Raw genomic sequence first — 24028 nt, forward strand, 5'->3', positions numbered from 1 at the left:
TTATGATACGCCACATATTTAAAATCATCTGGAACGAACGTAAAACGAATGCGTGGATCACCCTAGAGTATGTACTTGTATTCTGTGTACTCTGGTTTTGCGTCGATTATCTTTTCTATATGGGAAAATGTTATTTTGAACCGAATGGTTTCGACATAGAACATACCTATCAGATCAATATGCAGAGAAAGCCGGCAGACAGTGCCGCATTCCCTACAGAAGACGGGCAGACGGAAGAGACGGACAAACAAGCGCTAGCTATGACTTTTCTGAATCGTGTAAACAACTATCCGGGAGTGGAAAGTGTGAGTTTTTCGAAATGGGGCGCTCCTTTTGCCTGGTCGAATTATATGAGCAGTTATTATATTAATGAAGACACAGCCAATATGGTAACCCTACGGATGAGATGGGTCAGCGACAGTTTCTTCGATGTGTTCAAAATAAAAAACACGGTCAAAAACCTCAGCGATTGGGGGATACCGGGAACAAGAAAGATCGTGATCAGCCCCGGCCGGAACGGGGAGTTCGGTTCTTCGGAATATGCTGTACCGCTATCCGACGCAAAACAATTAACCGCCACCTATGACAAGGCGGTCTACACTATTATCGGAACTGCCGATAAAATGAAAGACGGTTATTTCGATTCTTTTTACAGCAATATGATACAACCGCTGGATAAAAAAGAATATGACCTGGCGGATATGCAGATATATATCCGTGTAAGTCCGGAAGCCGACAAGGATTTTGCGGAACGGTTTACCCGGGAAATGCGTGACCAACTGATGCTGGGGCCTTATTTTCTGGCTTCCGTCTTTTCATCGACGAAAAATGCAAGAGAAATGAACTGGCCGACAGGCGACCTGAACGGGATATATGCCATCACAGCTTTTCTGATCCTGAATATATTCCTGGGGATTATCGGGACATTCTGGTACCGGACGCAGACACGCCGGAGCGAAGTAGGCCTGCGGCTGGCACTCGGGGCAACCCGGCAGGGAGTAAAACGGATGATTTTCGGGGAGACATTGCTGATATTATTTATCGCCAGTGTGGTGGGTGTAAATATCTGCCTTAACATCAATCAGACGGAATTACTGGAATTGCTGGACATCCCTATCTCCAACAGAATGGAGGCAGGCATAGGAATGGAACAGGAGTTTATCAACTATGTATTGACTTTCGGTCTGTTGGCAACGATATCCCTGATAGCCGTATGGTACCCGGCCCGGCAAGCCGCAAAGATTCCCCCGGCAGAGGCTTTACGGGATGAATAAAATTTATAACTTTACAAAATACAGTTGACAACTATCAACAAAAAAGACAAAAGTTATGATACTTATCTGTGACGATGATACAACGGTACGGACTTCGCTTACCCTGGTCCTGAAACGGGCCGGATATGAAGTGGCTACGGCAGCAAACCAGCAGGAGGCCATTGATTTCGTGCGCCATACCTGTCCGCAATTGATATTGATGGATATGAATTATAGCAACACAACGACCGGGGAGGAAGGACTGGAACTGCTTGCCAAAGTACGGGTATTTTGCCCGGCAGTCCCGGTTATCCTGATCACGGCCTGGGGTTCCATCAACCTCGCTGTCCAGGGCATACGTGCCGGTGCTTTCGATTTTATCACGAAACCCTGGAACAACCTGGCTTTGCTGAAAACAATAGAAACAGCCATACAACTCAGGGACAGCGAAGAAAAAAATCCGGACCCGAAAAACGGGAAAACGGAAAGAACGGACCGTTTTGACAAGATCATCGGCAGATCTCCTCTTCTGCAACAGGTTTTAAATACGATCTCACGTATCAGCCAGACGAATGCCCCTGTGCTGATCACCGGCGAAAGCGGCACAGGTAAGGAACTGATTGCCGAAGCAATCCACGAAAACAGCAACCGGCAGGGCAAGCCGTTTGTCAAAGTCAATCTGGGAGGCATTTCTCAGTCGCTGTTCGAAAGTGAAATGTTCGGCCATAAACAGGGTGCCTTCACCGACGCCCGCCACGACCGGACCGGACGGTTCGAACTGGCGGACAAAGGGACGATCTTTCTGGATGAGATCGGGGAACTGGATCTGGTTTGCCAGGTAAAACTATTGAGAGTTTTACAAGACCAGACATTCGAACCGCTGGGCGAAAGCAAGCCCAGGCAGGTGGATACCCGTATCATCTGTGCGACAAACAAGAATCTCCCGGAGATGGTGGCGCAAGGTACATTCCGCGAAGACCTGTTCTACCGGATCAACCTGATCACCATACAGATGCCGGCTTTACGCGAACGTCCCGAAGACATTCCCCTGCTGGTTGAATATTTTGCCCGCAAACAGGCGGAACAGAACAATCTGCCTGAAGCGGAAATATCGCAGGAAGCATTCGGATATCTGAAAAAACTGCCTTTCCACGGAAATATCCGCGAACTGAAAAACCTGGTGGAACGGACAATTCTTATCTCAGGAAAGGATGTCATCACAGATATTGATTTCAAACAGCAATATATTGAAGTTCCTGCCAGCCAACCTGCCGGCGGAAACACGATCCTCTCCCTCGAAATGGTGGAAAGGAACATGATACAAAAAGCGGTCGAATTGTATGGTTGTAATCATTCCAGGATAGCTGCGGCATTGGGACTGAGCAGACAGACTTTATACCGCCGCCTCGAAAAGTACGACATTAAACTCCCCGAATGAAATCGAAATGGATATTCTGGACGATCGCGGCCTTTATCGCTTGTATATCGAGCGGTATAGGGTTCGTTTTGTTCCGGAATGAACCGATTCCTTTCTGGGTAATACAGTGCATTGCCATTTTATCGCTCCTGCTGGCTACCTTTATCTATCATAAACTGGTCAAGCCCTATCACATTCTGCTTAGCGGAATGCAATTACTCAAAGACCAGGATTTCTCAACCCATTTACGTCTGGTCAAAAATAAAGATGCCAACGAACTGATTGGGATTTTCAACCGGATGATCTCACAGTTACGGAGTGAACGACTGGCAGTACGCGAAAAAAACCAGTTCCTTGACCTGCTTATCCACGCATCGCCACAGGGGATTATCATTCTGAACTTTGATAAACAGATCGTAGAAGTAAACCCTTCGGGGTTGAAACTATTAAACATTTCCGATATTTCAGAAATCAAAGGGAAGACTTTCAACGATTCCACATTCGAACTGGCCCCCGCTTTAGGGCAATTAAAGCAGGGCGACGATGTGATGGTCCGCAATTCGGTAAACAAAGTATACCGTTGTATCCGTTCGTCTTTTATCGACCAGGGATTCAACCATCCTTTCATATTGATTGAAGAGATCACACATGAACTGCTTAAAATAGAGAAAGATTCATACGAACGCATCATCCGTATGATGTCTCACGAGGTGAATAATTCGGTCGGGGCGATCGGTTCCACGCTGAATGTTGTCGCCGATATTTTCAAGCAGGACGGGAGCAACAAATGGGAATATGTGTTGCCGGCTATCGAGGCCTCTTTCGACCGTTGCGGGCATCTGGCCAGTTTTATCAGCAACCTGGCGCAGGTTATCCGCATTCCCGAACCGACTTTTTCCCTGATCTCCCTGAATGAGCAGGCCCGTTCGGTGTATTCACTGACCAGCATCGAATGCCGGCAAAGAAATATAGAATTGTCTTTATCCCTGACCGATAATGATCAATATATCCACGTAGACGGCATCCAGTTTGAACAGGTTCTGGTCAATATCATCAAAAATGCTTACGAGGCAATCGGGGAAAACGGCAGGATAAAAATCAGTACTCACCATTCCCCCTTATCCATTATTATAGAAGACAATGGTCCCGGAATAAGCGAGGAGGCCAAACAAAAACTTTTCACCCCCTTCTTCACCACCAAATCTTCCGGACAGGGGATCGGCCTGATGTTTGTCAGAGAGGTACTGACAAACCATCGATGCCGATTCAGCCTGTCGACAGAAGAGGGATATACGCGATTTAAAATATTCTTTCCCACTGCCGATGGCATATATTCATAAAGCTATGACAGTCCTTTTAATTTGTACATTAATAAATAATCTTCCGGTTCCCCGTCTTCTGTTGCTCCATAAAGAGTGAAAGTTTCTTCGTCCACAGCAAAGTTACTCGGACACTTTCCTTCCAAATAATATCGGATTATTGGATTACCGTCCAAATCAAATACTTCAAGAAAAGTTCCCTTAGTAAAATTTTCGCGATGTTTCTTCCATGATCTTCCCAAAAACATAGCATAGAAATAACGCTTACCTAAATATCCTCTAGTATAACTAATTTTGACATCATCATAATTATCTCCTGTAATATCAGTCGGATCATCATACTCAAATTTCACTCTTTTGACAAGGTTAAAGGCAGTATCCATAAAATCAATCTGCTTCTTATAACTGTAACAAAAAACAATATGGTTTTCACTCGCATATACCTCACCTTTATCAGGATCTAACGAATAATCCAGTATGTTTGGATTTCTGTATGTCCATATCTTCCGTGGTAATGAATCCCCCCTAGCTAAAAGATACAGACTGGGAATAAGCATATACTTAGGATCTGCAATATATAAAGAATCATTAATAAAGGCTGCATCATAGAGGGCATTGTCATAAACCAGTTTCTGGGATTCTTTGAACACAGGTTGTCCGTTTCGATCTATATCGAAACGAATAACCTCATTTTTTCCAAAATCACCGATAAGAATACCGGGGAGCTGCGTTTGAAATAATGACGGAGATATAAACTCTCCCGGCCCTTGTCCTTCTGTACCAAAAACCCATTTCAATTCATGGCTGGTAAGATCATATATATGAAATATACTATCATGCATCTTCCAATTTTTTAAAATAAGAAAAGGAGACTTTATTTCTACCAGCATAGGATTGGTTATCCCCTGCAAAGGCATTAATTCCTGTGTCAATGTTTCTTCGAGGGGAAAACCGGAACCAATCGAACTACATGAGGCTAATAAACAGCAACATAATACTAGAATAAAAAGGTAAACTCGCATAATCGCTATTTTTAAGACAAATATCATTCGTGTGCAAACGCCTCGTTGCTTTTTGCCAACGAAACCAAACCTCCCATGGCACCCAGGTTCATGGAATCGAGCGCCGAACTGGGGACAATAATCATAGAGCCTTTTTCTTTCAAGCCTTCAAACAACATATTCATTCCCCTGAGATGCAGGGCTACCGGGTTATCCGTGTACTTTCGACTAGCCAGTTCAAACTTTTCGGCAATTTCAGTCTCGGCCGTTCCCAGGATGACGCGTGCTCTTCTTTCACGCTCGGCCTGTGCCTCTTTACTCATGGCGTCGGCCAGGTCCTGAGGTATGGCGATGTCGTTAATACCAACGGTTTGACAAGTGATTCCCCAGGGATTTGTATTCCGGTCCAGGACATGTTGCAGGTCTTCGGCTATTTTATCACGTTCCTGCAAGAGAGTGGATAATTCGTGTTTACCGATCGTGTCTCTTAAACCGGTCTGTGCAATATGTTCGATGGCTTTTTGATATTCCTGAACTTCCAAAGCAGCTTTTTCAACGTCCCAAACCGTCCAGTACACAACAGCATCCACATTCACCGGTACCGTATCTTTGGTCAGGGTCTGCTCTGCTTTAAAAGCGCTTACCCTCACACGTTGGTCGATATAAGCAGAGACACTATCTATAATAGGAATAATCATGAATGGGCCAGGGCCTCTTAAACCTTTGAATTTACCCATTCGCAACACCACTGCCCGCTCCCACTGGTCGGCAATGCGGATAGAAGTAGCAAATAATCCGGAAAAGAGGATTAAGAGCACAAAGACCTGAACATTTACAATCTGTAAAACAGACAGAATGATCGATACAGAAATCAATACCAGCAATACTGTAAGAGAAATTGGATTAAACCATCCCTTGTTAATTACATTTGTTGTCATAACTATTATTTTTTAGAGGTTTCAATGTCTTTTAATTCCCGCATGACTTCATCCAGATTAAAGCCATAACTAAACGCTACGGAAGAAAACTGCATGCAAATCTCTTTCAGCTTATCTTCCCTTTCCTTTTCCGACACCACATTTTCTGTTTTGTTGATAAAAGTGCCGGTACCTTGCTGAGTCTCCAGAATATTTTTGATCTCCAATTCTTTATACGCTTTGGATACCGTATTCAGGTTTACCTTCAGTTCCACAGCAAGTGCCCTGACTGTAGGAAGCTGTTCACCCAATTTCAGTTGTCCGGATGCTATGCCAAATATGATCTGGTCGATAATCTGACGGTACACCGGTACGCCGCTGGAATAATCCAATAAAAACTTAATCATATAGATGTATATTATATTATAGAAACATTGTACTATTATTATATGACAAAGATACAAGAAAAATCACTCCGCCAAACTTTTTAGCAATATTTTTTCAAAAAAAGTACATTTCGCAGGATTTATCCGAATAATAGCTTAAATGGAGAGATAAGAAACAGAGGAGATACAAACAAAAAAGGTTTACAATTTCTTGTAAACCTTGCAGTAGCGAGACCCGGGATTGAACCGGGGACCTCATGATTATGAATCATGCGCTCTAACCAGCTGAGCTATCTCGCCATCATGTCGTCAACTTTTCTTATTGACGCTGCAAAAGTAGAGGTTATTTTTATATTATGCAACACTTTTGCGAAAAAAAATCTTTTATTTTTCAGGGCTTTCAGCTAAGGCGTTAAAAATTAGAAGCTTTTTTACTCTAATAATATTGGGAAATATGAATCTTTTGAGTAACTTGCTGCGCAAATAATTGTATGAAAGATGAAAAAAGAGAAGTTTCATATCGAATACATTTTCGATAAAGTTTCGCGACGAAGTTTATGGAATCACCTCACTACCCCTCCAGGATTGTCTGCCTGGTTTGCTGATGACGTAACGATCAATGACAACACGTATGTTTTTAAGTGGAACAGGGATGAGCAGGAGGCAGAGGTTTTGTCGATAAAACCGGAAATTAGTATCCGTTACCGGTGGACAGATGAGGAAGAAGATAATGTCTACTTCGAATTTTTAATTCACACGGTTGAACTTACCGGAGCAACTGCTCTTGAAATAACCGACTTTGCCGAGCCGGATGAAAAGAAAGATTCAATCAATTTATGGGACTCGCAAGTCTATGAATTGAAACGTACACTCGGGATTTAGGTTGTTTTAGAGAATAATGTAATGTTCTTATCGTTTTTTACACTACTTTTGCCCCGTCAACCCGGATAGGCAATGTTGAAGATAAAACGATTATATACATTTATGCTGCAGACTTTCCTGCCGTTGTTCATTATGACCTTCGGTATCTGTCTGTTTATTGTACTCATGCAGTTCCTTTGGAGGTACATAGACGACATGGTGGGAAAGGGACTGGGGATTCCTGTGCTCGGCGAAATGTTTTTTTATGCTGCTTTATTCCTCCTCCCCATGGCTTTACCTTTGGCCATTTTGCTTGCATCTCTGATGACTTTCGGTAATCTGGGCGAACGCCTGGAATTGCTGGCGATGAAATCTGCCGGAGTATCGCTGATACATATCATGCGGCCGTTGATCATCACAATCGGGATTATCAGTATCGGCGCTTTCTTTTTCCAGAACAATGCAATGCCTGTCGTACAGGTGAAACTATATTCCCTTCTCTACTCCATGCGCCAGAAGTCGCCGGAGCTGGATATTCCGGAAGGTGTATTTTATGGGGAAATCACAGGATATAATGTATATGTAAAAGAAAAAAACAATCAGACCGGATTGCTGAAAGATGTCATGATCTATGACTATTCGAAAGGTTTCAATAACGCACGTGTGATCCTTGCAGACTCCGGCAGACTGAAAACATCTGCGGACAAGCTGTTTCTGGTCTTATCCCTTTTTAATGGGGAGTCGTTTGAAAACCTGTCCGAAGGCCAGACAGGCAGTAACAACCGGAAAACAGCTGTTCCCTACCGCAGGGAGACATTCAGCACCAAAGATATTCTGATAGATTTCGATGCAAACTTCACCCGCACGGATGAATCTTTTATGCAAAACCAATATATGGGTAAGCAACTGAAGGATTTACAGACTTCTATTGACTCCATGACCGTACGGCTCGACAGTATCAAGGCGATCAATTCCAAAAATGTGTATGACATGTCTTATAAAAAGACATTCTCCAAACCAAAAAGGGAATTATCCCAACAAGCAGAAATGGGAACCGGCAATACTGCAACAGTAAACGATACTGATTCCCTGACCAAAATATCAAACGAACCGGTCAAAATAATCAATTTCGACAGTTTGTATAAAGCCGAAGCACCAAGCGGGCAAGCCGCCTTATTGGTCCGTGCCAAATCAAACATTGAAAGTGTAAAGGCCGATTATTATTTCAAAGCTGCAACATTAGGAGACGAGGCTTACAAAGTACGCCGCCACCTGACTGAATGGCATAAGAAATTCACCTTATCCTTCGCTTGTATGGTTTTCTTCTTTATCGGTGCCCCACTGGGAGCGATTATCCGTAAGGGAGGACTGGGAATGCCGGTCGTTATTTCCGTAATCCTGTTTATATTCTATTATATTATAGATAATATCGGATTTAAAATGGCACGCGACGGTATATGGGAAGCCTGGGAAGGAATGTGGCTGAGTTCCGCTATTTTGGCACCACTAGGGATTTTCCTGACTTATAAGGCTGTTAATGACAGTGTTATATTGAATGCGGACACTTATCTGAATGCCATAAAGAATTTTATAGGTAAACGGGCCGGACGTAAAGTGGAGAAAAAAGAGGTAATCATTTTTAATCCTGACTATGCAGCCATGTTGCCACGCCTGGATAAGCTGGCGGAAAACTGTGCCGAATATCTCAAAAGCCATAAACGCTGGTTGAACTATTTCACTTTCTGGAAACAAGGCGGAAAGGATCATACGGCAGAACAGCTGGCTACAGAAATGGAAGGTATCATTGAAGAACTGGGTAACTCCGATCAGAATCTGGTACTGAACAAACTGATGGATTATCCCGTTATCGGCGGATACAACCAACTGAATGCAAATATCAACGGAAAGATCGGACTGGCATTCGGAATATTTTTCCCGGTCGGGCTTCCGGTCTATTTGCTTGCTACATACCAGCGTAAATTATTACGCCATGATATACAAGTAGTACAAAAAACAAGCCGCGAATTGGAAGATATGATCCGGAACTTAGAAATTAAAAATTAAAAAAGATATGAGTGAGATCAAATTAAACACCATCGAAGAAGCAATCGAAGATTTTCGTGAAGGTAAATTCCTGATCGTTGTTGACGACGAAGATCGTGAAAACGAAGGGGACTTCATTGTTGCTGCGGAAAAGATAACGCCCGAAAAAGTAAATTTCATGATGACATACGGTCGTGGTGTATTATGCGCCCCGATCACCGAAGAACGTTGCCAGGAACTGGACCTGGATATGCAGGTTGCCAGAAACACCTCTATGCTTGAGACACCGTTCACCGTAACTGTCGACAAACTGGGCGGAGGTTGCACGACCGGTGTATCCATGTTCGACCGTGCCGAAACGATCCGTGCACTGGCTGATACGCAGACAAAGCCGTCTGACCTGGGACGTCCGGGACATGTGAACCCGCTGCGAGCCCGTTCACGCGGTGTGCTCCGTCGTGCCGGTCATACCGAAGCAGCTGTCGACCTGGCCCGTCTGGCCGGCCTCTATCCTGCGGGGGCATTGATCGAGATCATCAATGAAGACGGAACAATGGCACGTCTGCCGCAATTAGTGGAAGTAGCTAAAAAGTTCGATATCAAGATCATTTGTATTAAGGACCTGATTGCCTACCGCCTGAAAACAGAATCCATTGTTGACAAAGGTGTAGAAGTCGATATGCCAACCCAGTACGGTCATTTCCACCTGATCCCTTTCCGGCAGAAAAGTAACGGATTGGAGCATATCGCTTTGATAAAAGGTGATATATCCGGAGAAGAACCGGTCTTGGTTCGCGTACATTCATCTTGTGCAACCGGCGATATCTTCGGTTCTATGCGTTGCGAATGCGGCGAACAGTTGCACAAAGCCATGCAAATGATTGAAAAAGAAGGACGCGGAGCTATCGTCTACCTGAACCAGGAAGGACGCGGCATCGGCCTGATGGATAAAATGAAAGCCTATAAACTTCAGGAAGAGGGATTGGATACGGTAGACGCCAACCTGCATCTGGGACACCAGGCTGATGAACGTGATTATGGCGTCGGAGCACAGATCCTGAAGCACATCGGCATCACCAAAATGCGCTTGATGACAAACAATCCGATCAAGCGTGTAGGCCTGGAAGCTTATGGTTTAACAATTGTGGAAAACGTTCCTATCGAAGTCACTCCGAACAAATATAATGAATTTTATATGAAGACAAAAAAGGAGCGTATGGGACATGTTCTCCATAACATCAAATAATTAGCAATTTGTTGCAAAGAATCCGATTATTAATTACTTTTGTCGCAACTATTTAAAATAACCTATACAAACAGCAGTGTCATGACACAAGTTTCAGATCGTTTAGCAAGTTTATCGCCTTCCGCTACGTTGGCGATGTCTCAGAAGAGCAATGAGCTCAAAGCACAAGGTATCGATGTTATCAACCTGAGTGTGGGAGAACCTGATTTCAACACACCTGATCACATCAAGGAAGCAGCCAAGCAAGCGGTAGACGACAATTTCTCTCGCTACTCTCCGGTTCCCGGTTATCCGGCATTACGCAATGCTATCGTTACCAAGCTGAAGAATGAAAACGGGTTGGAATACGCAGCTACACAGATTTCCTGCGCGAACGGAGCTAAACAATCCGTTTGTAACACAATTCTGGTGTTGGTTAATCCCGGAGACGAAGTTATCATTCCGGCACCGTTCTGGGTAAGCTATCCTGAAATGGTCAAACTGGCTGAAGGTAAACCGGTAATCGTTACAGCAGGTATCGAACAGGACTTCAAGATCACTCCGGCACAGCTGGAAGCAGCTATCACGCCGAAGACAAAGGCGTTGATCCTCTGCTCTCCGTCCAATCCGACTGGTTCTGTTTACAGTGCAGAAGAACTGGCAGGTTTGGCTGAAGTATTGAAAAAACATCCGGATATCATCGTTATTGCTGACGAGATCTACGAACATATCAACTATATCGGCAAACATCACAGTATCGCTTCTGTCGACGGCATGAAAGATCGCACCGTTATTGTAAACGGTGTATCCAAAGCATATGCAATGACAGGCTGGCGTATCGGTTTCATTGCCGGACCGGAATGGATCGTGAAGGCTGTAAACAAATTACAAGGTCAATACACCTCAGGTCCTTGCTCTGTCTCCCAGAAAGCTGCCGAAGTTGCTTACACTGGCTCACAGGAACCGGTTGAAGAAATGCGTAAAGCATTCGAACGCCGTCGTGACCTGATCGTTAATCTGGCTAAAGAAGTTCCGGGATTCGAAGTAAATAAGCCGGAAGGCGCTTTCTACCTGTTCCCGAAATGTAGTTACTATTATGGTAAAGCTGACGGAAACAACACAATCAAAGATGCTGACGACCTGGCTATGTATTTGCTGGAAAAGGCACACGTTGCCTGCGTAGGCGGTACTTCATTCGGTGCTCCCGAATGTATCCGTATGAGTTATGCTACCAGCGATGAAAACATCGTGGAAGCCATCAAACGTATCAAAGAGGCTTTGGCTAAACTGAAATAAGAGAAAGTAAACTTTTATATATAGAAAAAGGGACTCCGAGATAATCGAAGCCCCTTTTTTATTTTATTCTGCTAACGCAAAATTATTCAGCACGCAAAGTGAAGCGTTTGAATGCAAGAATCTGCAATTCAGGATCTGCTTCCTTCATTGTTTCTTTTACAGTCTTTTTGCCATCCATGATATCTTCCTGGTTCAGCAAGCAAACTTCTTTCAAGAATTTGCTAAGACGACCTTTAGCGATGTTCTGGATCATTTGTTCCGGTAAATTAGCAGCTTTTTCAGCAGAAACAGTTGCGATAATTTCCTTAGCCTTAGCTACGTCTTCAGCAGTAATCCAGCCCTTAGCCATATTGCTTTCCATATGGTCTTCGCTATCTACATGTGAAGGATTGATACCTGCCTTCTTCAAAGCAACTTCAACAGCCTTCTGTACCTGTTCAACCTTTGTCTTTTCAATTGCCACCTGTATTTCAGCTTCTTTTACTGATTCAGGAACACCAGCTTCATCGATAGCGATAGGATTCATGGCAGCGATCTGCATAGCGATGTTGTGAGCAGCTTCTTCTGATTCTTTGTTAAAAGCAACGATCGTACAAAGCTGGTTTTTACCCATATGGTTATAAACAGTAGTGTAAGCACCTTCTACCACATTATAACCGTCCAGTTCCATCTTTTCGCCAGTGATACCGCTACGGTCAGTAACAGCGTCCTGGATAGTACCCTTACCCATAGGCAAAGCCTTTACTTCATCCAAAGTCTGACATTTGTTAGCCACAGCAGCGTCCAGGATAGCCTGAGTCAAAGCAACGAAGTCTTCGTTCTTAGCAACAAAGTCAGTTTCGCATTTCAAAGCGATAACAGCAGCAAAACCGCCCTCTTTCTTTGCCAACACGCAACCTTCTGCAGCGTCACGGTCTGAACGCTTAGCGGCGATAGCCTGTCCTTTTTTACGGATAATTTCCATTGCCTTTTCGATGTCGCCATCAGATTCGGTCAACGCTTTCTTGCAGTCCATCATACCAGCTCCGCTCATCTTGCGCAGCTTGGTAATATCAGCCATAGTTACAGCCATAATCTTATTTCCTTCTTATTTAATGTTTATACTCTTTCTACTTCTTTATTAACGAACAATGGACAATTACCTATTGACAATCTCTTACTGTCAAAAGCCAATTGCCCATTGTATTTATATTCTAATTGTCAATTGTCAACCGGCAATTGTCAACCGAATTATTCTTCGATATCTTTAGCGTACTTGTCGGCAACTTTAGCGTTCAAAGCATCTTCGTCTTCCTTCTTAGTACGTTCTTTCTTTACAGCAGCTTTAGCTTTGCGTTCTCTTTTAGCGCCTTCGCCTTCACCTGCTGCTTCTGTATCGATCTTTTCAGCTTTGCGTTCCTGCAAACCTTCGTTCATAGCTTCGCAGATAGCGCCTAAGATAACTTCTACTGATTTAGTAGCGTCGTCGTTAGCCGGGATCACGTAGTCGATGTTGTTCGGGTTTGAGTTAGTATCAACCATACCGAAAACTGGGATACCCAGACGGTTAGCTTCGCGAACTGCGATATGTTCTTTCATCACGTCAACAACGAACAAAGCAGACGGAAGACGAGTCAGGTCTACGATAGAACCTAATGTCTTTTCCAACTTAGCACGCTGACGAGTGATCTGAAGTTTTTCTCTTTTTGACAGGTTATCAAATGTACCGTCTTTTGTCATCTTATCGATAGTAGTCATCTTTTTGATGGCTTTACGGATAGTCGGGAAGTTAGTCAACATACCACCCGGCCAGCGTTCGATAACGTAAGGCATACCTACTGAAGCAGCCTTATCAGCGACAACTTGTTTTGCTTGTTTTTTAGTAGCAACGAAAAGTACTTTCTTACCCTGTTTTGCCAGGTTTTTCATTACTTCTGCTGCTTCGTCTACTTTAGCAACTGTTTTATATAAATCAATGATATGAATACCATTGCGCTCCATAAAGATATAAGGAGCCATAGCGGGATTCCACTTTCTTTTTAAGTGTCCGAAGTGTACACCAGCTTCTAATAACTGATCAAAATTAACTCTTGACATTTTTTTCTTTTTAAATCGTTTACTTTCTGTTTAATTTTCAACTATCAGGTAGTCCCCCGGCATGTCTGCATGCAAAAGAAATCCCGACAATTTAGATACTAAACGCTTTGTCCTTGTAAGAAACTCACAAATAACATTAACGTTTGCTGAACTGGAATCTCTTACGAGCTTTTGGCTGACCCGGTTTCTTACGTTCAACAGAACGAGGATCGCGAGTTACGAATCCTTCTGCTCTCAAGGCAGACTTATCTTCCGGATTAATCTTGATCAAAGCACGAGCGATAGCCAAACGTGCAGCTTCTGACTGACCTTTGAATCCACCACCATCAAGGTTGATCTTGATATCATATTGTTCTTCAACATTCAGCTTTGCAAGCGGCTGCTTAACAATGAACTGAAGGATTGTAGAAGGAAAGTAATTTGCAAGATCACGTTTGTTGATAGTTATCTTTCCCGTTCCTTCGCTAACGAATACGCGAGCAACTGCTGCTTTACGTCTTCCTATTGCATTTACTACTTCCATAGTTATTATTTAAGTGAGTTTATATCGATTGACTTAGGCTGTTGAGCTTCGTGTTTGTGCTCTGTTCCTTCATATACATATAAGTTAGCAAGTAACTTAGCACCCAGACGGTTTTTAGGCAACATACCTTTTACTACTTTTCTGAACAGATGGCTGGCACCTTTCTTCATCAAGTCGTTAGGTGTGTACTCGATCTGTCCACCGGGATATCCGGTATATCTCAAATAAATACGATCGTTCCATTTGTTTCCTGTCAGAACGATTTTATCTGCATTGATAATGATTACATTATCACCACAATCAACATGAGGAGTGAAGTTGGGTTTGTACTTGCCGCGCAAAAGCTTTGCTACTTTTGCACAAAGGCGTCCCAAAGTCTGTCCATCAGCGTCAACGATGACCCACTCTTTGTTTACAGTTGCTTTGTTTGCAGAAATGGTCTTAAAACTTAAAGTATCCACTGCTTAATAAATTAATTAATTAATAACTCTAAAAAACAAGCGCCTAGTTTTTCGCTGTCATTATCACTACGGACACTTGACGTAATAATGTGCTAGAAACTAAACTCTTAGTACAATTTGATAATATTCGGCTTGCAAAGGTACGGCTTTTCTTCGAAATACAAAACATTTGTACATCTTTTTCGCACCCAAACGATTATGAGCAGAAGATATACAACAAAAGGGAATTGCCGGAGAGTTATGCTTTTCCCTAATTCCTATTTAATTGAAAAAATTTACCGGCGGAAATAATACCCCAACGAGAAAGTTACATTATTCTGATAAAGGGATGATTCGCCGTCGTGTTTGGTGGTACGTCGGTCGAGTGTTCCGCACAGGGCAGATACGGAGAAGAAGAAATTTGAATATTCTACCTGCAACCCAAGGTTTACCCCCAAGTCGAAAGTTTTAAGATCGGCTTCGCCTGATTGTCCGAAAACGATATCGCTATCCACATTCTTAGTACGCATTTTTCCAAACAGGGAGAAATCGACAGCCGGACCGGCCATCACACTGAAATAAACATCGGTAAACTGAAAGGTATATACCAGATTTACAGGTACAAGAATAGAATAATAGTTACATTTTGTTTTCGGATAAGCTAAATCCATACCGTCTCCTTCTGAGATTTTTGACAAGTAATTACCACCCTGATGCACAAAAGCGACTTCCGGCTGAAGCGACAATCTTTTATATAAAGGAATCTGAGCCAGTCCCGCCACACTAAATCCGAAACGAGCGCCCGATTGATAATTGTTGTCTATTTTCTGCACCAGCGAAGAATAAGCCAAACCACCACGCACACCCCAAGTGATCTGTGCTGTAGCCGGCACAATCATCAACATCACCCATATTATTACCAATCCTATCTTTTTCATATTATATCCTCTTTTCCATGAGCAAAGATAGTTTTTTTTTCTAATGATGATACTTATTCTATGATTTTAACGTATTTCCAGACATCGTATGTAGAAAATAACTAAAATCAAGCAAATAATATATACATTAATATCACAGATAACTATCTAACTAACAAATGTTAGCCAAATTGGTTTTCTCTTATTTTTATCTAAAAGAAAGATCGGAAAAAGGTTAGAGGAGTTCAACACCTGGAAAAAGCGTTACAGTGAAAGCTTCAAGAATATCGATTCCACTTTCAAGATTCAGGTACGCACTACCCTTTCGGAAGGATGGCACGAGATAGAACATAACATGCGATACAAATATCATCACCCTTTTCAATTTCGATAAGGACCTGGCAAAAGCTTTTTATAAAACAGAGCGCAATGTTATTTTACACAAACTGATCAAACATGATATCCGGATGGATATCTCATTCAATAACATTATTTATCTATGTAATTACCTGTTTGTAAAAAGTGGAATGATATACCAACTCACACCGCCCGCATTAATGCGGCAGTTTGAGGACATTTTCGGACAGACGGATAGTTAAAGACATATCTGTTTCGAAAACCAGCACCTATTTTACCAAACAAATGTCGTATCTTTGTTTGGTAAAATATAAAAGTTTTTTCAATCATATATGGAACCATTTATACATCTACACGTCCACACCCAGTACTCGCTGCTGGACGGACAAGCCTCGATCGATGCACTGATTGACAAGGCACAAAAAGACGGCATGAACGCCATTGCTGTTACCGATCACGGTAATATGTTCGGTATAAAGGAGTTCTTCAACAAGGTCTCCAAGAAGAACGGGAAACCGCTTGGAGCCATCAAAGACCTGGAGAAAGAACAGAAAGCCCTCAAAGGGAAAGAAACTCTTTCCACCGAAGAGCAGGCACGCCTGCAGGAGATTCCATCCCTGATAGAAGCGGAAAAGAAAAAGATATTCAAACCGATTATCGGCTGCGAGTGCTACTGTGCCCGCAACGGAAGGCATAACAAAACAGCGAAGGAAGACCGTAGCGGTTACCACCTGATCATACTGGCTAAAAACCTAAAAGGCTACAAAAACCTGATCAAGATGGTTTCCATCTCTTGGACAGAAGGTTTTTACGGCCGTCCGCGTATCGACCATGAATTACTGGAGAAATATCACGAAGACCTGATTGTCTGTTCCGCTTGTTTGGGTGGCGAAATACCGCAGCATATTATGCATGATCGGATAGATAAAGCTGAAGAATCCATCCTGTGGTTCAAAAAACTGTTCGGAGAAGATTATTACCTGGAAATGCAACGGCACGAGACACACGACCCGAACGCCGATTGCACCACGTATCCCAAACAGCAGGAAGTGAATAAGGTCCTGATCGAACTCGCCCGCAAACATAATGTCAAGCTGATCGCTACCAACGACGTCCATTTCGTTAATCAGGAAGATGCCGAAGCACACGACCGCCTGATCTGCCTCAGTACCGGAAAGGATCTGGACGACCCGACACGTATGCGTTATTCCAAGCAGGAATGGATGAAAACGACAGCCGAGATGAATGCCATCTTTGCAGACATCCCGGAAGCACTCAGCAACACGCTTGAAATAGCAGACAAAGTAGATTTCTACTCCATCGACAGTGGTCCTATCATGCCAACCTTCGCCATCCCTGAAGATTTCGGGACAGAAGAGTCATATCGCGAAAAATTCTCGGAACAGGACTTGTTCGAAGAGTTCACCCGTGATGAAAACGGCAACGTAGTATTAAGCGAAGAAGATGCCAAAGACAAAATAAAGAAACTCGGCGGATACGATAAATTATACCGTATCAAGCTGGAAGCCGACTACCTGAGAAAACTGACATACGACGGTGCAAAGGTTTGTTACGGAGACAACCTGAATGATGAAGTCAGGGAACGTTTGGACTTTGAGTTACACATCATGAAGACAATGGGTTTTCCCGGATACTTCCTTATCGTGCAAGACTTTATCGCCGCTGCCCGCGAAGAATTGGGCGTATCGGTGGGACCGGGACGTGGATCGGCTGCCGGATCGGCAGTTGCATACTGCCTGGGAATCACCAAGATCGACCCGATTAAGTATGACCTGCTGTTCGAACGTTTCCTGAATCCGGACCGTATCTCCCTCCCCGATATCGATACCGACTTCGACGATGACGGTCGTGGCGAAGTATTGCGTTGGGTAACGGAAAAATACGGAGCTGACCGTGTGGCACATATTATTACCTACGGTACAATGGCTACCAAATCGGCCATCAAGGACGTTGCCCGTGTACAGAAACTTCCGCTTTCCGAATCGAACCGTCTGGCTAAGCTGGTACCGGATAAGATACCGGATATGAAGAAGTTCAAACTGAAAGATGCGATCAACTACGTTCCTGAACTGAAAGAAGCAGCGACCGGTAACGATCCGTTGGCACGCGATACATTAAAATATGCACAAATGCTGGAAGGCAACGTGCGTAATACCGGTGTACATGCCTGTGGTGTCATCATCGGACGATATGATATTTCGGACGTCGTGCCTGTCAGTACGGCAAAAGATAAAGAAACCGGCGAGGAAATGCTGGTTACTCAATACGAAGGTTCGGTGATCGAAGAAACCGGATTGATCAAAATGGACTTTTTGGGACTGAAAACGTTGTCCATCATCAAAGAGGCTATTGAAAACATCCGCCTGACTACCGGACACGAACTCGATATCGACCATATCAGCCTGGAAGATCCGGCAACCTATAAATTATATTGCGACGGTAAAACGACCGGTACATTCCAGTTTGAATCGGCAGGTATGCAAAAATACCTGAAGGAGCTTCAACCCTCCAAATTCGAAGACCTGATCGCCATGAATGCCCTGTATCGTCCGGGACCAATGGATTATATCCCCGACTTTATCGACCGTAAACACGGACGCAAGCCGATCGAATATGATATACCGGTCATGGAGAAATACCTGAAAGACACTTACGGTATTACCGTCTACCAGGAACAGGTCATGCTTCTGTCGCGTTTGCTGGCAAACTTTACCCGTGGTGAGAGTGACGCTCTGCGTAAGGCGATGGGTAAGAAGTTGATCGACAAGATGAACCACCTGAAATCGAAGTTCATGAAAGGTGGACAGGATAATGGATACGAGGCAAAAACGCTTGAAAAGATTTGGTCCGACTGGGAAAAGTTTGCTTCCTACGCCTTCAACAAGAGCCACGCCACCTGCTATTCGTGGGTTGCTTATCAGACGGCCTTCCTGAAAGCGAACTATCCCTCCGAATATATGGCAGCCGTTCTGAGCCGAAGTTTGTCCAACATCGTCGATATCACGAAGTTTATGGACGAATGCAAAGCAATGGGTATGCAGGTATTAGGACCGGACGTCAACGAATCCATCCTGAAGTTCAGCGTAGATAAAAACAAGAACATCCGTTTCGGGCTAGGCGCCGTGAAAGGCGTAGGTGAATCGGCCGTATTGAATATAATCGAGGAACGGAAGAAAAACGGTCCGTATAAAAATATCTTCGACTTTGTGGAACGCGTCAACCTGACAGCATGTAATAAGAAAAATATCGAATCGCTTGCGTTGGCCGGTGCCTTCGATAATTTTGGTATCCAGCGCGAACAATTCTTTGCAGAAACAGGCAAAGGCGAAGTCTTTCTGGATACGCTGGTGCGTTATGGCAATAAGTTCCAGATGGATAAAAACTCAGCAGCCAACTCCCTGTTCGGTGGAGATGACCTGCTTGTAGCCATCGCCAAACCCGAAATTCCGGTTTGCCAGCGTTGGAGTGATCTGGAACGCCTGAATAAAGAAAAGGAACTGATAGGTATTTACCTCTCCGCCCATCCGCTGGATGAATATCGTATCGTTCTGACATACGTATGCAATACGGGCATGGCAGAGATCAACGACCGGGAAAGCCTGAAAGGGCGCGAAATGTTGTTAGGCGGAATCGTAACCGATTTCCGTGAGGGAATGACCAAGACAGGAAAGCCTTACGGAGTAGTTAAAATAGAAGATTTCACCGGCAGTGGAGAGATCGCTTTGTTCGGTAATAACTATATCGAATACAGCAAATATTGCAAACCCGGTATGTACCTGCTCATCACAGCCCGCGTAGAGCCTCGCCGTTGGAACGAAAACGAACTCGATTTCAATATCGGTTCCATCCGCCTGTTGCAGGACGAAAAGGATAAGCTGATCGAAAAAATCAGTATCACTCTGCCGATCCACGATCTCGACGAGCCTACAGTCAATGAATTATCGGTGCTCATCAAAAACAATCCGGGACAGAGCTTGTTATATTTCAAAGTGGTAGATGGCGAACATAATATTTCACAAAATTTCTTCTCACAGAATATCCGGTTAAACGTAACAGGCAAGCTGATTGAGTTCCTGCAGGAGAATTCAACTATTGATTTCAAAATTAACGGGTAAAGTTGTACGGTGTGGAAAGAATTACTACTTTTGGCACCTCAAAAGGGAACAATTTAAATTAGATATATAATTATGGCACTAGAAGTTACAGATGCAAATTTTGAAGAGTTAGTAAACGCAGGCAAGCCTATGGTCCTTGACTTTTGGGCTGAATGGTGTGGCCCCTGCCGCATGGTAAGTCCGATCATCGACGAACTGGCTACCGAATACGAAGGTAAGGTTACAATCGGTAAAATGGACGTAGACAACAACAACGATGTCGTTGCCCAGTTCGGTATCCGCAATATTCCGACCGTTCTTTTCTTTAAAGACGGGAAATTAGTAGACAAACAAGTAGGTGCAGCACAGAAATCGGCTTTCGTAGCTAAAATCGACGCACTTCTATAATGAAGACTTTATAGCGCGGAGCATTTCGCGTTTTCCCGGAGGGCCGGGTATTCTTTCAACGGAATACCCGGCTTTCTGCATCATACGGCGGACTACTCCTTTGGCACAATAGGTGGTAAGGATTCCTCCTTCCGCCATATGCGCATATAATTTATCGAATATCTCCTGACTCCACATTTCCGGTTGCTTATCCGGAGCAAAAGCATCGAAATAAACAAGGTCTATTTCTTCCGGCAATTCACAGTGATTACTATCTCCCTGTATTTTATGCAAAGTGAAACGATCGGTTATTCTTACAGCGTCATTCCAGGTGGCAACATGCAGGGCCTCAAACCATTCTTTCTTTTCCGGACAAATCACGTCGCCGTAATTCAGCGCCCGGACCAGTTCGGCTCCAAGCGGATAAAGTTCTATGGAATAATAGTTCACAGAGCGATTATTCTCTTCTGCATCCAATAAAGTAAGGAAAGCATTCAACCCTGTCCCAAAACCAATCTCAAAAACAGTGATATTCTTTTTTGCCTGATGATGCAATCCGGCTTCAATAAATACATGGCGCGATTCCTGTACCGCCCCGTTTACCGAATGGTAATGTTCATCCATCTCCGGTATAAATAATGTATGGCTACCGTCAGCCGTCTGCTGTAATTCCCGTTTCATCTGATTCTGCACTACTATACTTGCATTTGACTGCAAAGGTAAGGAAAATTAAACAGAGTTAGGCAGAGGCATGCATTAACCCTATTTCAGGCAAAGTCAACCCTATACTAAGAACATTAGTAGCCTTTATTATGATATTACTTTCTCATATATTATAATACTTAATTCGCATAATATATGAAAATGCAGTATCATAATATATGATATTTCCATCCTTCACCGGATAAGAACTTGGGGAATCCTAGTATGCGCCCGGTAATGATGCAATAATTACAGTTCATATCCTATTAGAACCAATCCTTCCCTAATATTATAGTATCTTTGCCAAAAAACCGATAGCGATGTATAAAAGAGCATATATCTTCCTGGTATTATTTATTGTCTGCATCCAGTTCATGCAGGCCCAGAAAAGCTATTCCATAAAAGGGATCGTAAAGGAAGCTGCAAGTGGTGAACCGGTGCCTTACGCAACAGTGGTGATCTGGAACACAACACAAGGAACAGCAACCGATTCCGTCGGTAATTTCGAGATCACCGGAGTCGCCCCCGGCAGTTATCGTCTTCAGGCTTCCTTCCTGGGATATAAGCCGGAAGTAACCGCCGAGTTCCGCGTTGCCAATAAAGATATATTTTTCCCGATCGAGTTGGAGCCGGGCAGCGAAAACCTGCAGGAAGTCAGTGTTGTGGCTTCCCCATTTCGTAAAACAGCCGAAAGTCCGCTCGGACTGCGCGTTATAGGCTTCAAAGAGATAGAAAAGAGTGCCGGAGGTAACCGTGACATATCGCGTGTCGTACAATCTTTTCCCGGAGTCGCTTCCACGGCTGCATTCCGGAACGACCTGATGGTAAGAGGCGGCGGCCCTTCCGAGAACCGTTTCTTCCTGGATGGAGTAGAAATTCCGAATATCAATCACTTTTCTACACAAGGCGCTTCGGGCGGACCGGTCGGAATCATTAATCCTGATTTCATACGCGAAGTAAACTTCTATTCGGCAGCATTTCCCGCTGCCAGAGGGAATGCATTAAGCTCCGTGCTGGATTTCAAACTACAGGACGGGAATAAAGAAAAGTTCTCCCTGCGCGGGGTGGTCGGAGCCTCCGATGTCGGACTGTCGGTTAACGGACCGATGGGCGACAAAACAACCTACCAGGTCTCCATCAGGCGTTCATATCTGCAATTTCTGTTCGACATGATCGGACTGCCGTTCCTGCCGACTTTCACCGATGCCCAGTTCAAGATCAAACATGCTTTCAACAAGAAAAACGAACTCACTTTTCTCGGATTAGGAGCCATAGATGATATGAAACTGAATACCGGGATGAAAGATATGAGCGAAAAGAACCAATATATCCTGGCTTATCTGCCGGTTGTAAAACAAAAGACCTATACCCTGGGAGCCGTCTACAAGCATTATACCGGGAAAAACATCTATTCAGTTATCGTCAGCCGTAGCCAGATGAACAACAAAAACATCAAATACCGGGATAACGACGAAAGCATGCCGGAAAATCTTACGCTCAATTACCGCTCGGACGAGATAGAGAACAAACTCCGTAGCGAAAATATCTTCCGCCTCCCTTACATACAACTCCAGGCAGGTGGCAACATCGATTATTCGGAGTATACCAACCATACATTCCAGAAACAATTTACCACTATTCCCCGTGAGATCACCTATCAGACCGACCTGGGAATCTGGAAATGGGGATTGTATGCCACCGCCATCTACGAAAGCGACAATGAGCGTTTTACCGCCTCGCTGGGACTTCGTGCCGATGCCAACAATTATTCATCTAAAATGAAGAATATGCTTGACCAACTCTCGCCACGCCTTTCGTTGTCTTACCGGATAGCCGGCGATATCTACCTGAATGCCAACGCCGGGCGTTACTATGAGTTACCTCCGTACACCGTTATGGGATTTAAGGATAACGACGGGAATTATGTCAACAAAGGAAACGCCCTTCAATATATCCGCAGCGACCAGGCCGGACTGGGACTGGAATATCGTCCCTCCTCTTTCCTTAAATTCACAGCCGAAGGGTTTTACAAACATTATAACCGCTATCCGATGTCGGTCATCGACAGCATTCCTTTGGCTTCGAAAGGAACCGACTACGGTGTTCTGGGAAATGAAGCCGTCACCTCCACCGCTACCGGACGAGCTTACGGAATGGAACTGATGGGACGCTGGTATAATTACAAAGGACTCACTTTCATCGCTTCCTACACCTATGTCCGCAGTGAATATAAAGACGGAAGAAATACAGGTAAATACCTTCCTTCCGCCTGGGATAACAAACATCTGTTCACCTTCAGCGGCACCTATTCACTCCCCAAAAACTGGGACATAGGCACCAAACTCCGGGTAGTAGGCGGCGCACCATACACGCCTTACGATGTGGAGAAAAGCAGTTATGTGGAAGCCTGGGATGCCAGCGGCAGTCTCTATTACGACTACAGCCGCTTCAATAGCGAACGCCTGAAACCATTCACCCAGCTGGACCTGCGCATAGATAAAACATTTTATCTGAAAAAAGTAATGCTCGGATTCTATATCGATCTTCAGAACGTACTTAATTCGAAATACAAAGAACAGGACGTCTATATAAAAACAGGTAAAATACTGAACCCCGATGCCCCTAAAGGCGAACAACGGTATGAATTGAAGCCGGTAGAACGCATGACGGGAACGATGTTGCCCAGTATAGGAATCATGATAGAAATATAATACCCTTGATTTTCTTCTGTTTTTATTGACCATAGTTCTACATAGATCACAAATAATTCCTATTTTTGTAGCCGGGAAACAG

Annotated in this window: 19 protein-coding genes and 1 tRNA gene; 10 read left to right on the forward strand and 10 right to left on the reverse strand. The window is 43.9% G+C overall.

The window, feature by feature from the left end:
• The first annotated feature begins 2 nt into the window (after positions 1-2).
• From NBH15_RS04065 to NBH15_RS04075, 3 genes are read left to right on the forward strand one after another with little or no spacing between them, the layout of a single operon-like run.
• Positions 3-1274 carry an ABC transporter permease gene (locus NBH15_RS04065; protein ID WP_244050281.1) on the forward strand — a complete coding sequence of 424 codons (1272 nt, stop codon included), beginning with the start codon at positions 3-5 and terminating at the stop codon, positions 1272-1274.
• A 55-nt stretch (positions 1275-1329) separates the two neighbouring features.
• Positions 1330-2691, forward strand: coding sequence for a sigma-54-dependent transcriptional regulator (locus tag NBH15_RS04070; RefSeq protein WP_010801719.1), 1362 nt, complete (start codon positions 1330-1332; stop codon positions 2689-2691).
• Positions 2688-4010: a sensor histidine kinase gene (locus NBH15_RS04075; RefSeq protein WP_250822057.1), complete on the forward strand. Its 1323-nt coding sequence runs from the start codon at positions 2688-2690 to the stop codon at positions 4008-4010. The genes NBH15_RS04070 and NBH15_RS04075 overlap by 4 nt, the downstream gene beginning before the upstream one ends.
• Positions 4011-4012: 2 nt before the next feature.
• Here the strand turns inward: NBH15_RS04075 and NBH15_RS04080 are convergent, their stop codons facing one another.
• The 4 genes from NBH15_RS04080 to NBH15_RS04095 form a co-directional block, all read right to left on the reverse strand.
• Positions 4013-5011, reverse strand: a complete 999-nt coding sequence (locus NBH15_RS04080; protein WP_010801717.1) for a BF3164 family lipoprotein — start codon at positions 5009-5011, stop codon at positions 4013-4015.
• Between the two features lie 23 nt (positions 5012-5034).
• Complete coding sequence (locus tag NBH15_RS04085) at positions 5035-5928, reverse strand: slipin family protein (RefSeq protein WP_128135420.1); 894 nt, start codon at positions 5926-5928, stop codon at positions 5035-5037.
• A gap of 5 nt (positions 5929-5933) precedes the next feature.
• A complete protein-coding gene (locus NBH15_RS04090) occupies positions 5934-6314 on the reverse strand; it encodes a GntR family transcriptional regulator (protein ID WP_007655329.1) in 381 nt (126 codons plus the stop codon).
• Positions 6315-6519: 205 nt separating this feature from the next.
• A tRNA-Met gene (locus tag NBH15_RS04095) sits at positions 6520-6593 on the reverse strand.
• A 198-nt stretch (positions 6594-6791) separates the two neighbouring features.
• On the opposite strand from NBH15_RS04095, the gene NBH15_RS04100 reads away from it, so the two are divergent.
• The 4 genes from NBH15_RS04100 to NBH15_RS04115 all read left to right on the forward strand — a co-directional run bounded on the left by NBH15_RS04100 (position 6792) and on the right by NBH15_RS04115 (position 11718).
• A complete protein-coding gene (locus tag NBH15_RS04100; RefSeq protein ID WP_122328081.1) occupies positions 6792-7175 on the forward strand; it encodes an START-like domain-containing protein in 384 nt (127 codons plus the stop codon).
• Between the two features lie 102 nt (positions 7176-7277).
• Positions 7278-9218 (forward strand): LptF/LptG family permease, encoded by a 1941-nt coding sequence (locus NBH15_RS04105; RefSeq protein WP_244050728.1) that lies wholly within the window; start codon positions 7278-7280, stop codon positions 9216-9218.
• A gap of 7 nt (positions 9219-9225) precedes the next feature.
• Positions 9226-10443, forward strand: a complete 1218-nt coding sequence (locus NBH15_RS04110; RefSeq protein ID WP_007655333.1) for a bifunctional 3,4-dihydroxy-2-butanone-4-phosphate synthase/GTP cyclohydrolase II — start codon at positions 9226-9228, stop codon at positions 10441-10443.
• 81 nt (positions 10444-10524) lie between these two features.
• Positions 10525-11718: a pyridoxal phosphate-dependent aminotransferase gene (locus NBH15_RS04115; protein WP_128135425.1), complete on the forward strand. Its 1194-nt coding sequence runs from the start codon at positions 10525-10527 to the stop codon at positions 11716-11718.
• An 82-nt stretch (positions 11719-11800) separates the two neighbouring features.
• On the opposite strand, the gene tsf is transcribed toward NBH15_RS04115, so the two are convergent.
• From tsf to NBH15_RS04140, 5 genes are all read right to left on the reverse strand, one after another.
• Positions 11801-12790 carry a translation elongation factor Ts gene (tsf, locus tag NBH15_RS04120; RefSeq protein WP_128135424.1) on the reverse strand — a complete coding sequence of 330 codons (990 nt, stop codon included), beginning with the start codon at positions 12788-12790 and terminating at the stop codon, positions 11801-11803.
• A gap of 158 nt (positions 12791-12948) precedes the next feature.
• Positions 12949-13794 carry a 30S ribosomal protein S2 gene (gene rpsB, locus NBH15_RS04125; protein WP_128135423.1) on the reverse strand — a complete coding sequence of 282 codons (846 nt, stop codon included), beginning with the start codon at positions 13792-13794 and terminating at the stop codon, positions 12949-12951.
• Between the two features lie 136 nt (positions 13795-13930).
• Entirely contained in the window at positions 13931-14317 is a 387-nt protein-coding gene (rpsI, locus tag NBH15_RS04130) for a 30S ribosomal protein S9 (RefSeq protein WP_007655341.1), read from the reverse strand.
• 5 nt (positions 14318-14322) lie between these two features.
• The gene (gene rplM / locus NBH15_RS04135) at positions 14323-14778 is read right to left on the reverse strand and encodes a 50S ribosomal protein L13 (protein ID WP_007655343.1); all 456 of its coding nucleotides are present in this window, start codon (positions 14776-14778) and stop codon (positions 14323-14325) included.
• A gap of 275 nt (positions 14779-15053) precedes the next feature.
• On the reverse strand, positions 15054-15695 hold the full coding sequence (locus NBH15_RS04140) for a porin family protein (RefSeq protein WP_128135422.1): 642 nt from the start codon (positions 15693-15695) through the stop codon (positions 15054-15056).
• A 668-nt stretch (positions 15696-16363) separates the two neighbouring features.
• On the opposite strand from NBH15_RS04140, the gene dnaE reads away from it, so the two are divergent.
• Entirely contained in the window at positions 16364-20167 is a 3804-nt protein-coding gene (gene dnaE, locus NBH15_RS04150) for a DNA polymerase III subunit alpha (protein ID WP_250822058.1), read from the forward strand.
• 72 nt (positions 20168-20239) lie between these two features.
• The gene (gene trxA, locus NBH15_RS04155) at positions 20240-20554 is read left to right on the forward strand and encodes a thioredoxin (protein WP_007655346.1); all 315 of its coding nucleotides are present in this window, start codon (positions 20240-20242) and stop codon (positions 20552-20554) included.
• Here trxA and mnmC2 read toward each other — a convergent pair.
• Positions 20549-21214 (reverse strand): tRNA (5-methylaminomethyl-2-thiouridine)(34)-methyltransferase MnmC2, encoded by a 666-nt coding sequence (gene mnmC2 / locus NBH15_RS04160; protein WP_250822059.1) that lies wholly within the window; start codon positions 21212-21214, stop codon positions 20549-20551. The genes trxA and mnmC2 overlap by 6 nt on opposite strands.
• Positions 21215-21609: 395 nt before the next feature.
• Here mnmC2 and NBH15_RS04165 point away from each other — a divergent pair, with 395 nt between their 5' ends.
• Entirely contained in the window at positions 21610-23946 is a 2337-nt protein-coding gene (locus tag NBH15_RS04165; protein WP_390574344.1) for a TonB-dependent receptor, read from the forward strand.
• Positions 23947-24028 lie beyond the last annotated feature (82 nt).

The organism is Parabacteroides caeci (assembly GCF_023656795.1).
GTDB classification, from domain to species: Bacteria; Bacteroidota; Bacteroidia; order Bacteroidales; family Tannerellaceae; genus Parabacteroides; species Parabacteroides segnis.

Excerpts from the sequence above, each read along its gene's own strand:
- NBH15_RS04075 (WP_250822057.1), top strand. The coding sequence starts at position 2,688 with ATGAAATCGAAATGGATATTCTGGACGATCGCGGCCTTTATCGCTTGT.
- NBH15_RS04165 (WP_390574344.1), top strand. The coding sequence starts at position 21,610 with ATGCAGGCCCAGAAAAGCTATTCCATAAAAGGGATCGTAAAGGAAGCT.
- rpsB (WP_128135423.1), bottom strand. The coding sequence starts at position 13,794 with ATGTCAAGAGTTAATTTTGATCAGTTATTAGAAGCTGGTGTACACTTC.
- NBH15_RS04080 (WP_010801717.1), bottom strand. The coding sequence starts at position 5,011 with ATGCGAGTTTACCTTTTTATTCTAGTATTATGTTGCTGTTTATTAGCC.
- NBH15_RS04085 (WP_128135420.1), bottom strand. The coding sequence starts at position 5,928 with ATGACAACAAATGTAATTAACAAGGGATGGTTTAATCCAATTTCTCTT.
- NBH15_RS04110 (WP_007655333.1), top strand. The coding sequence starts at position 9,226 with ATGAGTGAGATCAAATTAAACACCATCGAAGAAGCAATCGAAGATTTT.
- NBH15_RS04070 (WP_010801719.1), top strand. The coding sequence starts at position 1,330 with ATGATACTTATCTGTGACGATGATACAACGGTACGGACTTCGCTTACC.
- mnmC2 (WP_250822059.1), bottom strand. The coding sequence starts at position 21,214 with ATGAAACGGGAATTACAGCAGACGGCTGACGGTAGCCATACATTATTT.
- dnaE (WP_250822058.1), top strand. The coding sequence starts at position 16,364 with ATGGAACCATTTATACATCTACACGTCCACACCCAGTACTCGCTGCTG.
- NBH15_RS04105 (WP_244050728.1), top strand. The coding sequence starts at position 7,278 with ATGCTGCAGACTTTCCTGCCGTTGTTCATTATGACCTTCGGTATCTGT.
- NBH15_RS04065 (WP_244050281.1), top strand. The coding sequence starts at position 3 with ATGATACGCCACATATTTAAAATCATCTGGAACGAACGTAAAACGAAT.
- trxA (WP_007655346.1), top strand. The coding sequence starts at position 20,240 with ATGGCACTAGAAGTTACAGATGCAAATTTTGAAGAGTTAGTAAACGCA.
- NBH15_RS04115 (WP_128135425.1), top strand. The coding sequence starts at position 10,525 with ATGACACAAGTTTCAGATCGTTTAGCAAGTTTATCGCCTTCCGCTACG.
- tsf (WP_128135424.1), bottom strand. The coding sequence starts at position 12,790 with ATGGCTGTAACTATGGCTGATATTACCAAGCTGCGCAAGATGAGCGGA.
- rpsI (WP_007655341.1), bottom strand. The coding sequence starts at position 14,317 with ATGGAAGTAGTAAATGCAATAGGAAGACGTAAAGCAGCAGTTGCTCGC.
- NBH15_RS04100 (WP_122328081.1), top strand. The coding sequence starts at position 6,792 with ATGAAAAAAGAGAAGTTTCATATCGAATACATTTTCGATAAAGTTTCG.
- NBH15_RS04090 (WP_007655329.1), bottom strand. The coding sequence starts at position 6,314 with ATGATTAAGTTTTTATTGGATTATTCCAGCGGCGTACCGGTGTACCGT.
- NBH15_RS04140 (WP_128135422.1), bottom strand. The coding sequence starts at position 15,695 with ATGAAAAAGATAGGATTGGTAATAATATGGGTGATGTTGATGATTGTG.